The sequence below is a fragment of the Streptomyces sp. NPDC002138 genome, assembly GCF_040296485.1.
Classification (GTDB): Bacteria; Actinomycetota; Actinomycetes; order Streptomycetales; family Streptomycetaceae; genus Streptomyces.
The window spans coordinates 1-15267 of sequence record NZ_JBEOXE010000063.1; the positions used below are offsets into that span (position 1 = coordinate 1).

At 73.8% G+C, this 15267-nt stretch carries 12 protein-coding genes and 2 pseudogenes; 10 read left to right on the plus strand and 4 right to left on the minus strand.

Translation table 11 applies throughout. The features are described from left to right. Positions 1–875: pseudogene (locus ABT084_RS30235) on the minus strand (hypothetical protein); the annotation flags it as partial. A gap of 325 nt (positions 876–1200) precedes the next feature. On the opposite strand from ABT084_RS30235, the gene ABT084_RS30240 reads away from it, so the two are divergent. The 3 genes and pseudogenes from ABT084_RS30240 (at position 1201) to ABT084_RS30250 (ending at position 4479) form a co-directional block, all read left to right on the plus strand. Beyond that, the gene (locus tag ABT084_RS30240; protein WP_351050582.1) at positions 1201–1797 is read left to right on the plus strand and encodes an RNA polymerase sigma factor; all 597 of its coding nucleotides are present in this window, start codon (positions 1201–1203) and stop codon (positions 1795–1797) included. 962 nt (positions 1798–2759) lie between these two features. Then, a pseudogene (locus tag ABT084_RS30245) lies at positions 2760–3479 on the plus strand (IclR family transcriptional regulator domain-containing protein); the annotation flags it as partial. Positions 3480–3909: 430 nt separating this feature from the next. Continuing rightward, the gene (locus tag ABT084_RS30250; protein ID WP_351050585.1) at positions 3910–4479 is read left to right on the plus strand and encodes a TetR/AcrR family transcriptional regulator; all 570 of its coding nucleotides are present in this window, start codon (positions 3910–3912) and stop codon (positions 4477–4479) included. Positions 4480–4534: 55 nt separating this feature from the next. On the opposite strand, the gene ABT084_RS30255 is transcribed toward ABT084_RS30250, so the two are convergent. Then, complete coding sequence (locus ABT084_RS30255) at positions 4535–5104, minus strand: TetR/AcrR family transcriptional regulator (RefSeq protein ID WP_351050588.1); 570 nt, start codon at positions 5102–5104, stop codon at positions 4535–4537. A 157-nt stretch (positions 5105–5261) separates the two neighbouring features. Here ABT084_RS30255 and ABT084_RS30260 point away from each other — a divergent pair, with 157 nt between their 5' ends. Genes ABT084_RS30260 through ABT084_RS30280 form a run of 5 tightly spaced genes read left to right on the plus strand, consistent with a single transcriptional unit; the run spans position 5262 to position 10602 of the window. After that, positions 5262–6962 (plus strand): ABC transporter substrate-binding protein, encoded by a 1701-nt coding sequence (locus ABT084_RS30260; protein WP_351050591.1) that lies wholly within the window; start codon positions 5262–5264, stop codon positions 6960–6962. Continuing rightward, on the plus strand, positions 6959–7918 hold the full coding sequence (locus tag ABT084_RS30265; RefSeq protein WP_351050594.1) for an ABC transporter permease: 960 nt from the start codon (positions 6959–6961) through the stop codon (positions 7916–7918). Before ABT084_RS30260 ends, ABT084_RS30265 begins: the two co-directional genes overlap by 4 nt. After that, positions 7915–8769, plus strand: coding sequence for an ABC transporter permease (locus ABT084_RS30270; RefSeq protein WP_351050596.1), 855 nt, complete (start codon positions 7915–7917; stop codon positions 8767–8769). The genes ABT084_RS30265 and ABT084_RS30270 overlap by 4 nt, the downstream gene beginning before the upstream one ends. Then, positions 8766–9743, plus strand: coding sequence for an ABC transporter ATP-binding protein (locus ABT084_RS30275; RefSeq protein ID WP_351050599.1), 978 nt, complete (start codon positions 8766–8768; stop codon positions 9741–9743). Before ABT084_RS30270 ends, ABT084_RS30275 begins: the two co-directional genes overlap by 4 nt. Before the next feature lie 43 nt (positions 9744–9786). Next, on the plus strand, positions 9787–10602 hold the full coding sequence (locus ABT084_RS30280) for an ABC transporter ATP-binding protein (RefSeq protein ID WP_351050602.1): 816 nt from the start codon (positions 9787–9789) through the stop codon (positions 10600–10602). Between the two features lie 48 nt (positions 10603–10650). Here the strand turns inward: ABT084_RS30280 and ABT084_RS30285 are convergent, their stop codons facing one another. Then, a complete protein-coding gene (locus ABT084_RS30285) occupies positions 10651–11310 on the minus strand; it encodes a TetR/AcrR family transcriptional regulator (protein ID WP_351050605.1) in 660 nt (219 codons plus the stop codon). 242 nt (positions 11311–11552) lie between these two features. Between ABT084_RS30285 and ABT084_RS30290 the strand changes: the two genes are divergently transcribed. Both ABT084_RS30290 and ABT084_RS30295 read left to right on the plus strand, forming a co-directional pair. Next, positions 11553–12752, plus strand: a complete 1200-nt coding sequence (locus ABT084_RS30290) for an agmatine deiminase family protein (RefSeq protein ID WP_351050607.1) — start codon at positions 11553–11555, stop codon at positions 12750–12752. A gap of 230 nt (positions 12753–12982) precedes the next feature. Further along, on the plus strand, positions 12983–14071 hold the full coding sequence (locus ABT084_RS30295) for an AfsR/SARP family transcriptional regulator (protein WP_502969229.1): 1089 nt from the start codon (positions 12983–12985) through the stop codon (positions 14069–14071). A 142-nt stretch (positions 14072–14213) separates the two neighbouring features. Here ABT084_RS30295 and ABT084_RS30300 read toward each other — a convergent pair whose 3' ends face one another. Continuing rightward, a complete protein-coding gene (locus ABT084_RS30300; protein ID WP_351050612.1) occupies positions 14214–15251 on the minus strand; it encodes an alpha/beta hydrolase in 1038 nt (345 codons plus the stop codon). Positions 15252–15267: the final 16 nt, after the last annotated feature.

Genomic DNA, 15267 nt, shown 5'->3' on the forward strand with positions numbered 1-15267 from the left:
GCGGGCCGGGCGGCCCAGGCCCCCAGCGCCCGCGCGAGCAGGGCCCGGTCCCCGGCCCGGGCGCCGCGCGCGGGCCAGGCCGTGAAGTCGACCCGGGCGGTGTCGGACCAGGCCGCGGCCGGGACCCGGACCAGCCGGTCCGGGTCGAGGGCGCCGGCGGCCACGGCTCCGGCGGCGGGCCGCAGCGCCGGCCCGGCCGGCGCCCCGTCGGCCACGGCCACCCCGGCGACCAGGGCCAGTACGGCCGCGGCGGCCCATCCGGCCCGCACCCGGCGGCGTCGGCGCAGCAGATCGGTGGGCCGGATGTTGACCACGCAGGCGTCGAACTCCGCGGAGCGCAAAAGCGTTTCACCTACCGGCAGCGCGAGCGCCTCCCGCACGCTGCCTGCCGGATCCGCGGCGCCGGCGGCGGCCAGCACCCGGACCACCTCCTCCTCGGCCAGCCCGTCCAGCCGGTGCAGCACGACGGCGGCCCGGACGGCGGCGGGCGCCCCGCCGAGCAGCCGGGCGGTCTCGTCGATCCCGCCCGCGGGGGGCCACAGCCGCAGCCCCCAGACGAAGGGGGGCGCCGGCGGCCACCCGAACCGGGCGAGGCCCGCCCCGGCCCGGCGGCCGGGAGCCAGCGCGGCCCGCAGCAACCGGGCCCGCACCTCACCGAGCGGGCCACCGGGACCGCCGGGATCACCGGGACCCGCGGGGCGCGCCCGGGGCAGCGCCCGCTGCACCGCCCGGTGCGCGAGCAGCACCCGGGCGTGCCGCCCGAGGGTGTCGGGGAGTGTCACGTAGGCGAGCCGTACCAGGTGCGGGTACTGCTCGACGAGGACCGCCTCGGCTTGTTCGACGGCGGTGGAGCCGAATCGCTGTGATGTGCCCACGGGCCGACAAACGAGTGAATCGTGGGATGGTCACATGCCGCGCGGGGCCCCGCCCCGGTCCGCTCGCGGCGGCCCGCCGGACCGCGCGCCGACCGTGCCCCCGAGCGCGCCCCGGCGCCGCCGGGCGGTCCCGACCACCGGAAACCCCGTACGGCATATGCGGAACCGTCAGTTTCCTCCCGTCCCGCTCGGAGACGATCACCAAATGATCATCGCCGGACTACCGTCCACCGGTTTGCCCTCCCCGCCCTCGCGGCCGCCCGATCGCTGACAGGGTGGGGGCGAGCACCTCCAGTGTCATGAGGGGGAGAGGCGAGGTGGAACGGTGAGCGATGGCGGACCGGAGGAATCCGGTGGTGCGGTGGGCCTGCCCAGCCGACGGCAGCGGCCGGCGACGCCGATGAGCCAGTGGGACACGCGTGCGCGCCTGTCGTACTGGGCCTTCCACACCGACCGACGGCCCTCGTACATGAGATTCGCGTACCTGCAGCTGGGCTCCGACACGGACGCCGAGGACGTCGTCGACGCCACCTTCGACGCGATCATGAACGAGTGGCTCCGGATGCTCCACATGGACCGGCTGGAGGCGTACGCCTGGACCGTCCTCAAACACCGGATCGTCGACCGGCAGCGCACGCGCGACCGGCGGCCGCAGGCCATGGACATCAGCGCCTTCGAGGCCGCGCTCAAGGACGCCGACGTCGATCCGTACGACGTGCTGACCGACAGCATCCAGTTCTACACGGCGGTCTCCCGGCTGGCCGAGCGCCAGCGCGACGCCGTACTGCTGCGCTACGGACTGCACTGCACCACCGGCGAGGCGGCCCGGGTGATGGGCGTCGAGGAAGCCACCGTCCGCTCCCACCTCGGCCAGGCGCGCCGCAGGCTCGCCCGGCTCCTCGGCGGGGAGTCCGCGCCATGAACCAGCACGGCGAGCACGCGGACCACGCCGGGCTGCCCGGCCGGGCCGAGCACCCGGGGGGCCCGGGCGCCGGCCACGGCGGACTCGCCCGCACCCTGGCCGACTTCCTGGCCCGCGCCAGGGTCCCGGACCGCTATCCGCACTACGACCTGGGCGCCGCCGAGACCCGGCTGCTGCTGCGCACCCGGGCCGCCGCCCGGGCCGCCGCGGCCCGCGCCCGCCCGGGGCCGCCCGGCTGGAGCGATCCCACCCGGGACAGCCCGGTGGAGGCCGAGCAGGCCCGCCGGGACCTCAAGGCGGTCAGCCTGGCCGTGGTCTGCGGGCCCGGAGCCGCCGACCGGCTGGGCGAGTTCATCGCCGCCCGGCACGGCGACCCGGCCGGCGCGCTGGTCTTCGCCTGTCTGCTGCACCTCGCCGGGCTGCGCGACGGCGCCCGCTTCTGGTGGCAGTTCGCGGCCGGTTCCGGCGCCGCGCACACCGAATCCGCCGCCTACTGTCTCTTCCTCGACCACTCCCGGCGGGGGGAGCACCAGGACGCCCGGGTCTGGGCCGCCGACCTCGCCCGCCTCGGTTACCTCCCCGGGGGGCCGCGCGACCTGCGCGAGATCCGACTCTGCGCGCAGGCCCGGGTCCTGCGGTACGTCGACCAGCTCGACGACATCGACCTCGGCCCGGTGCCGCTGCCCCGCCCGGGTCTGCCCGAGGTGCTCCCCGCGTTCCTCCCCACCGCCCCGGCCCGGGAGCCGGACCCGGACCCCGCGCCGGAGGCGGACGGCCAGTTGGAGGCGGACGGGCAGCCGGAGGCGGACGGGCAGCCGGAGGCGGTCGGGCACGTGGACCCGGTGCCGCGGCGGGCCGAGCCTGCCCCGGAATCCGCCCTGCCGCGTCCCGCCGTACGCCGCCGCGCCCCGGCCCCCGGGCGCCGCGGCCCGGGTCCCGCGGACGCCGACAGCACCGGGGCCCTGGCCGCGGCGCGCCGCGCGCTGGCCGTCGTAGGCGTCCTCGAACGGCACCCCCTCGGGGTCAGCGGCGCCCTGATCGGGCGGGAGACGGGGCTGACCGAGGGGGAACTCGGCCCGCTGCTGGCCATGCTGTGCGAGGAGGAGTACGCCTGCCGCCCGGCGGCGGGCGTCTACGGGCGGGGCCCGGCCCTGGACCGGCTCGGCGCCCCCGGCGGCCGGGGGATCTCCGTCCAGCTCCAGCACACCCTGGCGCTGGCCCGGGACAGCGCGGGCGCGGCCGTCTACCTGAGCCGGTACGCCGACGGCGAGGTGCGGATCACGCAGATGGCCGACGGGCCGGGCACCCCGCCCGTCGACGAATGGGTCGACTTCCGCGCGGCCGCCCACGCGAGCGCGGTCGGCAAGTGCCTGCTCACCCAGCTCGATCCGGACGGCCGGGCCGACCACGTGGCCCGGCACCGGCCCGCCCGGCTCACCGCGCGGACGATCACCGACAGCCGGGTCCTGTTCCACGCCCTGGACGCGGTGGCGCCGGGAGCGCCGGTCTTCGACCTCAGCGAGTACTCCCCCGGCGTGGTCTGCTCGGCGGTTCCGCTCGCGACCGGGCACACCGCGAGCAGCCTGGCGCTGTCCCTGCCCGCGGCGCACGCCCACCGGCTGGGCGCGGCCACCGGCGCCCTGCGCCGCAAGGCCGTACCGGTACTGCTCGCCCTGCTCCTGACCGGCGCGATCCCCCCGGACGGCGCGGCCGCCGCCCCGATCGGGGCGGCGAGTCCCGCGCAGACCGTCCGCAGGCTGCGCAGCCTCTTCCGCACCCGGCACGACACGCGGTACGAGGCACGAAACGACACGCGGTACGACACGCGGTACGCCACCCGGCACGGGGCCCGGCGCGCCCGGTACGCCGCCGCCGTGACCGCGCCGCGCGGGCCGCACCTGGTCAGCGATCCCGCGACCGAAGCGGCCTACCTCTTCGACGCGGCTCCCGGCCCGGCGGACCCGGACCGCCCCACCCTCGCGCTCCCCCACACCTTCGCCCCCCTGCCCCCGCTGGGCCGGGGCGACGGCCTCGTCGTCCTGCACACCTGAACGGGCCCGGGGACCGTCCCCGGTAGGGTGTCGGCTTGTGGCTGACCGTCGAACATCGATCATGGAGGGCGCTGCGCGGGTGATCGCCCGGCGCGGCGTCCGCGGCCTGCGCGTGGAGGAACTCGCCGCCGAGGCGGGCGTGTCCACCGCGTTGATCTACTACCACTTCAAGGACCGCGCCGGAATCCTGCGCGCGACCCTGGAGTTCATCAACGACCGCGCGGGCCGCTACACGACGGAGCGCGACCCGGCCCGGCCGGGGCTCGACGCCCGGGGCGAGCTGGAGCAGACGCTGCTCCTCGAGCTCCAGGACACCCCCGACGTCCGGGAGACCAGCACGGCCTGGGGCGAACTGCGGGCGAGCGCGGTGTTCGACCCCGACCTGCGCGAGGACCTCGCGCGGGCGACCCGCGTGTGGGTGCACGAGGTGGGCGAACTGCTCGGCCTGGTCCACCCGATGGCCTCGGCCGCGGCGCTGACCGCGGCCGCCGAGCGGCTGACGGCCCTGGTCGAGGGCCTCAGTTCGCGCTGGCTCAGCGGAAGCCTGGAGCTGGCGCAGGCACGCGAACTGATGGCCTCGGCCATCACCACGGAGCTGGAACGCCTGTCCCGCAGCCGCCCGCCGGTCTAGGTCGTCTCTTTCGGATCCTGCCCGGCCCGCGCCGCCCGGACTCCGTCTGGACGGCTTAGCCGTCCAGTTCCTGTTCGATCGCCTCCGCCATGAGCAGGCGTGCGTGGTCCAGGGGCAGCGAGCCGCTGAGCCAGCGGACGCTGAGGCCTTCCAGCAGGGCGGTGAGGCGCTCGGCCGCGGCCGTGTGCGCGGGGGCCGCGCCGGTGGGGCGGGCCTGGGCCAGCAGGTCCGCGATCTCGTGGACCCAGGTGTGCGTGGCCTTGGCCACGTCGTCGCGCAGCTCGGGGTCGAACACCGCGCTGGCCCGCAGCTCCCCCCAGGCGGTGCTGTTCTCGCGCACTTCCGGGGTGTCCTGGAGTTCGAGGAGCAGGACCTGCGTCAGTTCCGTCCGGGGATCGGCCGGGTCCAGCCCGGGATCGCGCTCGGCGGTGTAGCGGTCGGCGCGGTCGCTGATGAATTCCAGGGTCCGGCGCAGGATCCCGGCGCGGTCGGTGAAGTGGTAGTAGATCAGCGAGGTGGACACCCCCGCTTCGGCCGCCAACTCGCCCACGCGCAGCCCACGCACGCCGCGTCGCGCGATCACCCGCGTGGCGGCCCTGAGTATCTCTGTTCGACGGTCTGACACGAGGCGTCACTCTACCCGCCGGACCCCCCGGAACTGCCTGGCCGGAACCCATTGACTGAATTTTCAGTTCAGTGCAGGATGCGGGACACATCGCTGTTCCTGTGTTCGTTCCGCTTCCTCCCCTTCGTGCTGACTGAATATTCAAACAGGAGAAGACATGACGCGTTCCCGGTTGCCGGACGAGTGGACCCCGCACGGGGGGCGGGCGGGCGTGGACTTCCACCTCAGGTCCGCTCGCCGCCGGTACGCGCTCCCCGTCGCGGCCCTCGCGGCCCTCGGCCTGATCGCCGCCTGTTCCGGCCCGCCCAGGAACGGCGGCGCCGCGTCGGACGCCCCCGTCAAGCTCTCCGCCGGCACTCCCGCCGCCGCCGGTCCCCTCGATTCCTTCACCTGGGCCGTGTACGCGGAACCTCCCACGCTGGACTACATAGCGGCCTTCGACTACCCGCAGAACACGATCCTGTCGAACGTCTGTGAAAGCCTCATGCGCTGGACCCCACAGCTCACCACGGCTCCCGGGCTGGCCGAGAAGGCCGTCAACCCCGACCCGAAGACCTGGGTGTACGACCTGCGTTCGGGGGTGCGCTTCCACGACGGCGGGGAGATGAGCGCCGACGACGTGGTGTTCAGCCTCGGCCGTCAGATGAACCCCGACAACGGCGCCGCCTGGAACAGCGAGTTCGCCAACGTCGAGACGGTGACCAAGACGGGCCCGCTCCAGGTGACCGTCAAACTGAAGCAGCCCGACGCGATGTTCCCCCAGTACATGGCCACCGCCGCCGGCGTCGTGGCCTCCCGGGCCGGGGTGGAGAAGGCGGGCAAGGACTACGGCACCTCCGGCAGCCTGGACTGCACCGGCCCCTTCAAGCTGGGCACCTGGACCAAGGGCCAGTCGATCGAACTGCAGCGCTTCGACGGCTACTGGGGCACCAGGGCCAAGTCGGCCAAGGCGGTGTTCTCCTTCCTCACCGACTCCTCCGCCCGGACGAACGCCCTGTTGAGCGGCGAGGCCGACGGCGGATACCTGATCCCCACCGAGAGCTACGACCGGCTCGGCAAGAGCGGGGCCGGCACCCTCTACTTCGGTGAGGGGCTCAGTACCGTCAACGTGAACATGACCAACATGAAGGGAGTGCTCGGCGACGTCCGTGTCCGGCGCGCGCTCTCCCTGGCGCTGGACCGCCGCGGCTTCGTCAAGGCGGGCCTGGGCGGCGCGGGTACCGCCACCTCCTCGCTCACCACCAAGGCCGTCTGGGCCCAGGCGCCCCAGAAGATCCGCGACTCCGCCTTCACCGGCCTGCCCTCGCCCGAGCAGAACGTCGAGGCGGCCAAGCGGCTGATCGAGGAGGCGGGCGCCACCGGCAAGACGGTGACCATGGCCACGAGTTCGATCGGCCAGGACGTGTCGCTGCTGGCGACCGCGGTCCAGGACGCGGGCAGCAGGATCGGGCTGAAGGTCGAGCTGAAGACCATCGCTCCCAACGCCTTCACCTCGCTGTTCACCGACCCGGCGGCGCGCGAGGGCATCGACATGTTCCCGGAGACGTACTACGACTCCATCACCGACCCGATGGACCTGCTGAGCAACTTCCAGACCGGGGCCTACCAGAACTACGCGGGCTACAGCGATCCGGCCTATGACGCGCTCACCGACAAGGCCAAGTCCACCTACGACCTGTCCGAGCGCATGACGGCCGCCGTCGAGCTGCAGAAGAAGGCGTCCGACCAGCTGCTGTGGATCCCCGTCGCCGAGTGGCCCACCGCCGTCTTCCTCAACAAGCGGATCACCGGGGCTCCCACCACCATCTCCTACCTGTACTACCCGTGGGCCGCCGACGTCGGGGCGGCCGCGCGATGAGCTTCCTGAGATTCGCCGCGCGGCGGCTGGCCGAGATGGCGGCCACCCTCTTCGCCGCCTCCTTCGTCATCTTCGGCGCCATGTACCTCGCGCCGGGCGATCCGGCGAGCTTCCTGCTGGGCGGCCGCTCCGCCTCCCCGGAGGCGCTGAAGGCGATCGACGCCCAGTACCACCTGAACGACCCGTTCGCCGAGCAGTACGTCCGCTGGCTCGGCCAGGTGCTGCACGGCGACTTCGGCCGCTCGATCACCTACCGCACCGACGTCTCCCGGCTGCTGGCCGACCGGCTGCCCAGCACCCTGCTGCTGATCTCGCTGGCCCTCGTGCTGGTCGTCGTCCTCGGTCTGCTGCTGGGCTGGACCGGCGCGGTCCGCGGCGGCGCCGCGGACTCGACGATCCTGGTGACGACCACCTTCGCCATCGGCACCCCGTCCTTCGTCGCGGCGGTCCTGCTCCAGGGCCTGTTCGCGGTGAAACTGCACTGGTTCCCCACCGGCGGCAGCGGCGACGGACCCCTCCAGATGCTCTGGCACCTGACGCTGCCCGCGATCGCGCTGGCCCTCTACCTGATCGGCATGCTCGCCCGCGTGACCCGCGCCGCGATGCTCGAAGTCCTCGGGCAGGAACACGTCACGGTCGCCCGCAGCCGTGGCGTGTCCGAGGGCCGGGTCATCCGGCGCCACGTGTTCCGCAACGCCCTGGGCACCGTGCTCACCACCGGCGGCCTGATCGTCTCCACCCTGCTGGTCTGCACCGTCCTGGTGGAGTCGGCGTTCAGCGTGGGCGGCATCGGTCAGCTCCTCGAACTGTCCACCACCACCAAGGACTTCCCCACCGTGCAGGCCATCTCCCTCATCATGGTCGCGCTGTTCATGACGGTGAACCTCCTCGTCGACCTGCTCCACCCGCTGGTCGACCCCCGGGTCTCCCTCGCCCCCAGGAGGTCGGCCGGATGACCGCCACCCTGCTGCGCCGCCCCGGCCTGGCCCGGATCAGGACCGGCAGCGCCCCGCTCTCCCTGCTCTGCCTGGGCTTCGTCTCCGTCGTCGTCCTCGTCGCGCTGCTCGCCCCCTGGACCGCCGGCCACGACCCCAACGCCGTCGACCTGGGCAACGCGCTCGCCGGTCCGTCCGCCGACCACCTCCTCGGGGTGGACGCGTCCGGCCGGGACACCTTCTCGCGTCTGGTGCTCGGGGCCCGTACGTCCCTGCTCGGCCCGCTCGGAGTGGTCTTCTTCTCCACCGTCGCGGGCGTCGCCATCGGTACGGCCGCGGCCTGGCGGGGCGGCTGGCTGGACTCCGTACTGTCCCGCAGCACCGAACTGGTCTTCGCCTTCCCCGGCATGCTGCTGGCCATCCTGATCGTGTCGGTCCACGGCGAGGGGCTGCTCGCCCCCGTCCTCGCGCTGGCCCTCGCCTACCTCCCCTACGTCAGCCGCCTCACCCGCTCCCTCGTCCTCGCCGAACGGGCCCGCCCGTACGTGGAGGCGTACGGCGTCCAGGGCCACTCCGGGCCGCAGATCTGCCTGCGCCACGTCGTCCCCGCCGTCGCGCCCGTCGTCCTCGCCCAGTCGACGGTCAACTTCGGCTACGCCCTCATCGACCTCGCCGGTCTCTCCTTCCTCGGGCTGGGCGTGCCCGCCCTCACGCCCGACTGGGGCCGCATGGTCTTCGACGGCAACGCCGCCATCCAGTCCGGCTACCCGCTCTCCGCGATCGTGCCGTGCGCGGCCATCGTGCTGACCGTCGTCGCCTTCAACGTCGTCGGCGAACGCTGGGCCGACAAGGTCGCCAGGAGGGACCGATGAACACCCTCGACATCCAGGCCCTCCGGCTCCGGCTGCCGCACACCGCCCGCCCGGTCCTCGACGGCGTCGACCTCACCGTGGGCGTGCGGGAGACCGTGGCCCTGGTCGGCGAGTCCGGCTCCGGCAAGACCCTCACCTCCCGCAGCGTGCTCCGGCTGCTGCCGCCGGGCGCCCGCACGGAGGGGTCCGTACGGGTCGTCGGCGACGACGTCCTGACCATGTCCCCCGGCACGCTGCGCGTCCTGCGCACCAGCACGGCGGCCATGATCTTCCAGGACCCCCGGGCCGCCATCAACCCGATGCGCCGCGTCGGGGACTTCCTCACCGAGAGCATGCGGCTCAACGCCCGCATGGCCCGGCAGGCCGCCGCCGAGCGGGCCGTGGTGATGCTGGAGGCCGTCGGCCTCGGCGGCGACGTCCTGCGCAAGTACCCCGGTCAGCTCTCCGGCGGCATGCTGCAACGGGTCATGATCGCGGCCGCCCTGATGGGCGACCCGGCCCTGATCCTCGCCGACGAACCCACCACCGCCCTCGACGTCACGACCCAGGCCGAGGTGGTGTCGCTCCTCGGTGAGCTGCGCGAGCGCTTCGGGACGGGGCTGCTCTTCGTCACGCACGACCTCGGGCTCGCCGCCGCGATCAGCGACCGGGTCTACGTCATGTACGCGGGCCGGATCGTCGAAACGGGCCCGGCCGCGGCGCTGTTCGCCGACCCGCGGCACCCCTACACGGCGGCGCTGCTGAACTCCACCCCCCGCCTGGACGCCCCCCAGGGGCGCCTCGCCGCCATCGAGGGCCGGCCGCCCGGCCTGCGCGAGGAACTGACGGGCTGCCCCTTCGCCGCGCGCTGTGTGCACGCGACCGAGGTGTGCGACCGGCAGGCACCGGCGCTCCTCCCCGTCGCCGGTGAACCGGCCCGCGGGGCCTCCTGCCACCACAGCGAGCAGCTCGCGGGAAAGGCCGGTCATGCCTGAAGTGGAGAGCCGCGCCGTACCCGGCAGGAGAGGAGAGCCGCCGATGAGCGGGAGCGACAGCGCGAGCGGGGACGTCCTGGAGGTCGAGGGCCTGCGCCGGGCCTACGGGAGCGTGCGGGCCGTGAACGACGTGTCGTTCCGGCTGGCCGGGGGCCGGTCGCTGGGCATCGTCGGTGAATCGGGGTCGGGCAAGACGACCACCGCCCGCATCATCGTGGGCCTGGAGCGGGCGGACGGCGGGCGCGTGCTGGTCCACGGCCGGGACCGCGGCGAGCGCCGGCGCGGCGCGGCCGGGCGGCTCGCGCGGGCCCGGGAGGTCCAGATGGTCTTCCAGGACCCCTTCCTGTCCCTGGATCCGCGCATCACGGTGGGCGGGGCGCTCCGCGAGACCCTCCGGCTGCATTTTCCCGGTACGGACCCCACGCGGCGGATCACCGAACTGCTGGACCGGGTCGGCCTCGGCCCCCGGGAGGCGGAGGCGCTGCCCCGGCAGTTGTCGGGCGGGCAGCGCCAGCGCGTCGCCATCGCCCGGGCGCTGGCCGTCGAACCGGCCGTCCTCGTCCTCGACGAGGCGGTGGCCGCCCTGGACGTCTCGGTGCAGGCGCAGATCCTGAACCTGCTCTTCGACATCCGCGAGGAGACCGGGATCGGCTATCTGTTCATCACCCACGACCTGGGGGTGGTGCGCTGTGTGACCGACGACGTCATCGTGATGCGCCGCGGCCGGATCGTCGAGTCCGGGCCGACGGCTCGGGTGCTCGCCGACCCCCAGCACCCTTACACGCGGCTGCTGTTGGAGTCCGTACCGCGCCCCGGCTGGGATCCGCGGCGGATCGCGGCCGCCCGTCGCGCCCTGTGAGGGGCGCGGCGGGTGCGGTGGGTGCTTCGGCTGCGGCAGGTGGGGCGGTCAGGGGCGCAGTGCGGCGGCGGTCAGGCCGCTGACGAGGGCGCGTACGGCCGCCTCGGTCTCGACCGCGGAGTCCAGTGACTGGATCGCGGCCAGGCCGTCGGCCGCGGCGGCCAGCGCCGTGCCGAGCGGCGCCGGGTCGACGGCGCCGCCGTGCTCGTCGGACAGGACCTGGAACAACCGGACGAAACAGGCGCGCCAGCGCTGGTACTCGGCGTCCACGGCGACCCGGACCCGGTCGTCGTTCAGCGCGAACCAGTGGAGCGCGGAGTGGAGGCGCGAGAGGTCCGGGCCCTCGGGCCTGTTCAGCCGTACGACGACCCGCTCGGCCCGCTCGGCGAAGGAACCGGGGGCGTCGACCGCGCGCTCCATCGGGGTGATCCATTCGCCCCGGATGTCCTCGACGACCGCCACGATCAGGTCGGTGCGGTCCTGGAAGTGGTAGTGGCACATCCCGTGCGAGATCCCGCAGAGCGCGGCGACGTTGCGGGTGCTGAAGCGTGCGAAGCCCTCGCCCGCCAGCAGGGTGCGGGCCGCGGCGATCAGGTTCGCGCGCGTCTGGGCGCCCTTCGCGGAGGTGCGCGACGCGGCGGCCCGCGCCGCGGCCGGGGCGGGTGCGGGCGTCGGTGCGGGCATCGGTTCGGGCGTCGGTTCGGGCATTGGTGCGGGCGTACCGGGATGATCGTTCTGAGCTGCTGCTGCCACGCCGTCACTGTAACGACTGCGGCGGCGGCGCACGGTGGGAACGATCACCTGCCCGCGGGCCGACGCCTCCCCCGTTTTTGTGCGTTCCTCCTGGTTCTCCCTGCACGTATTCAGATTATTGACCGAGCGCTCGGTCAGTAATACGTTCCAGCCCATCGGCGGAGCGCGATCCGCCCAGGGCTGACCGGAGATCAGAAATGAACGATCACGCTGGAGTTCAGGACCCGACCGGAAGAACCCCCCGCCGGACGCTGGACCGCAGGGGGTTCCTCACCGCGGCGGGCCTCACGGCCGCCGGGGCCGCACTGACCGCGATCGGCGGGGAGGCCTACGGGGCCGTCCGCCCCTCGGCCGGGACCCGCGCCGCCGCCGGGGCCCGCGCCGCCGCCACGGGTTTCGCCGTCCCGATCGACACCGTCCGGCACACCCGGACCTGGATGGCCTGGCCCGACAGCTCGGCCATCTGGGGCCGCTCGCTCGCCGGCGTCCAGGCGAACATCGCCCTGATCGCCAAGACCATCGCGAAGTACGAGCCGGTGGTCGTGTGCGCCAACTCCGCCTCCGCGTCGAAGGCCAGGAGCGCCTGCGGCTCGGCCGTCACCGTGATCACCACGATCCCGGTCGACGACTGCTGGATGCGCGACAGCGGGCCGGTGTTCCGTACCAACGGGGCGGGTGGCCTGGACGCGGTGGGCCTGAACTTCAACGGCTGGGGCAACCAGCAGACCCACGCCAAGGACGCCCTGGTCGCGGGGCGGGTCGCGGCCTACGCCGGGGTGCCGTTCAGCACGGCCGCCCTCATCGGCGAGGGCGGCGCGGTGGAGACCGACGGCGCGGGCACCCTCATGGCGACCCGCAGCAGCATCATCAACCCTGACCGCAATCCGAACCTGAGCCAGGCGCAGATCGAGGCCGCCCTGTGCGCGGCCTTCGGCGCCTCGAAGGTGATCTGGTTCAAGGGCGTCCTCGGCCGGGACATCACCGACGACCACGTCGACGCCACGTCGCGGTTCCTCGCGGAAGGGGCGGGGCTGGTCCAGATGCCGCTCGCGAGCGACACCGACGCCTGGTCGAACGACGCGCGCCAGCAGTTCCAGATCCTGTCCACCGCCACCAACGCCCAGGGCCACGCGATCGCGGTCACCAAGCTCCAGGGCCCCGACTACAACAAGATCCGCTCGACCAACCCGGACTTCGTGGGCGCCTACGCGAACTACTACGTGTGCAACGGCGCGGTCGTCGCCCCCCAGTTCGGCGACAGCGGCGCCGACGCCGCGGCCAAGGCCACCCTGCAACGCGCTTTCCCCGGCCGGGTCGTCGAGCAGCTGAACATCGACAGCCTCGGCGGGGGCGGTGGCGGCATCCACTGCGTCACCCAGCAGCAGCCCGTTCCGTAGCCCTCTCCCGAACGACCGTCCCGGACCGCCGTCTTGGGCCGTCCTCCTGGCGCCCGATGCCTGGTTCCCCGGCCCCCGGTTCCCCGAAGCACCGGGGGCCGGGGGCCGGGGGCGTCCGGTGCCGGGCGCCTGTCACTCCGTATCGTTCCGGATGCCCGCCCCCGCGCTCCCGCCACTAGCTTGTCGACGGCATCCGCCAGACCGACCAGCCCGGAGCCCGGGGAGCAGCGATGCCGATGACCGCCACCACCGGCCGAACCCTTGCCGCCGACGGCCGAGCGGGCGGCGCCGCGCTCGGGCGCCAGGAGTGCGAGGTCCTCCACGCGGTCGGCTGCGGTCTGCGGGACGACGAGATCGCCGCCGCCCTCGCCATTCCCGAGGACGTCGTGGCCGGACACCTCGCGCGGATCCTCGGGAAGCTCGGGCTGCGCGACCGGGCCGCCGCCATCGTCCACGCCTTCGACTGCGGCCTGGTCGCCCCCGGCAGCGGTCCCCGTACGCGCACGCTCACCCCGGCGCCGCGGACCGTCGCCGCCGCGCCGCCCGTAGCGGACGTACGGATCTCCGTGCTCGGACCGCTGCGGGCCTGGCATGACGGGCGTCCCCTGAATCCAGGGCACCTGCGCCAACAGGCCGTACTGGCCGCGCTCGCGCTGCGCGCGGGGCGCACGATCAGCCGCCGCGAACTGCTCGAAGGGGTGTGGGGGACGGAGCCGCCGGTCACGAACGTGGTGCCGGTGTACGTCTACCGGCTGCGCAAGACACTGCGCGGCGCGGACGGCACGGCTCCGGTCATCGAGCACGACCGGCGCGGCTACCGGCTGGTCCCGGACGCGGTCGACGTGGACGTGGCGCGCATGGAGGCGCTGGTCGGCGAGATCCGGGCGGCCGACCGGGCGGGCGAGCCCGCCGAGGCGGTCCGGCTGTGCTCCCGCGCGCTGGACCTGTTCCGCGGTGAGCCCCTGGCCGGCCTGCCGGGGCCGCTCGCCGAGCTGGAGCGGCTGCGGCTCACCGAGCGCAGGATCGCGCTCGCCCAGCGGAAGCTGGAGTGGCAGCAGCGGCTCGGCCGGCACGCGGAAGCGATCGCCGAGCTGTTCGCCCTGTCCGCGGCGCACCCCCTGAACGAGCCGGTGGCCGCGATGCTGATGCGCGCGCTGTACCGCAGCGGCCGGCAGGCCGACGCGCTGACCGTGTTCGACCGCGCCCGCCGCCGGCTGGCCGACGACCTCGGGGTCGCGCCGAGCCGGATGCTGCGGCAGACCTGCCAGATGATCCTGCGCGGGGACGAGGCCGGACTCGGCCTCACGACGACGGGGTGACGGGGTGACGGGGTGACGGGGTGACGGGGTGACGGCGGCGGGGTGACGGCGACGACGGGGCAATGGCGACGGGGTGACGGCGACGGAGGGCACCGGGCCGCCGCCGTGTGCGCGTGGCCCGGTGCCCTCCGTACGGTCACGGTCAGGAGGCGAAGGCGGTCTCCAGCCGGGGGATCAGGTCCCGGAGGTCCTGCTCCCAGCAGCCGGAGTTGTGGCCGCCGTTGCACTGGCTGCCCCAGGCGGAACCGTCGCCGTAGCCGACGTAGTAGTAGGGCAGGCCACGGGCGTCCAGGCTGTCCTTGACGTGCTTGGCCGCGCCCTCGACCCAGAACTCGGGATCGGCGGGCGAGCCGCCTCCGTTGCCCACGTAGATCGAGACCCCGACTCCGGCGAGCCGGTCCACGTGCTGCGCCGGGTCCACCTCGTTGAACCGCCAGTCGGCGTTGAACACCGGGTAGGGCGAGCCGAACGCGGCGTCGCTGTCCACACTGGGCGAGTAGCCGACGAGGGAGGCGACGACGGCCATCCGCAGGTCCATGGACCGGACCGACAGGTCGATGTCACCCGACAGGGACGCCGTCTGGCTGAACAGGTCGGGGCGGACCTGGGCGTAGTGGAGGGCGCCGAAACCGCCCATGGAGATGCCCGCGATGGCCCGGGCCTTCTTGGTGGCGATGGTGCGCAGGTTGGCGTCGATGAACGGGATCACCTGCTTGAGGTGGAAGGTCTCCCAGTTCTGGGCACCGGCCGCGGTCTTCTGGTTGAGCCAGTTCGCGTACCAGCCCCGGGCGCCGCCGTCCGGGACAACGGTGATCATCTGGTTCGAGGTGGTCAGCGCCGGATAGTTCTGCTGGATCGGGTCGTCGGGCGAACCGTGCAGGAAGTACGTCACCGGGTAGCGCCTGCCCGGGTCGTCGTAGTAACCGCTCGGCAGGATGATCTTGATGTGGTGCTTGCCCGCGACCTCGGGTGTGGTCACGGTGATGTAGAAGTTGGTGGCACCGCCCACGGTGGTGTCGACCTGCGTCAGGCCGAAGCCGTCCGTCAGCACGGGCGGCGCGGCGCCGTCGGCGGCCACCGCCGGACCCGCCGCCAGTGCCGGGCCCGCCGGCACGGCCAGGCCCACGACGGCGGCCATCACCGCCACCACCATGCGCCACCGGCTCGATGTCTTCGTCACAGCATGCTCCTTCGTG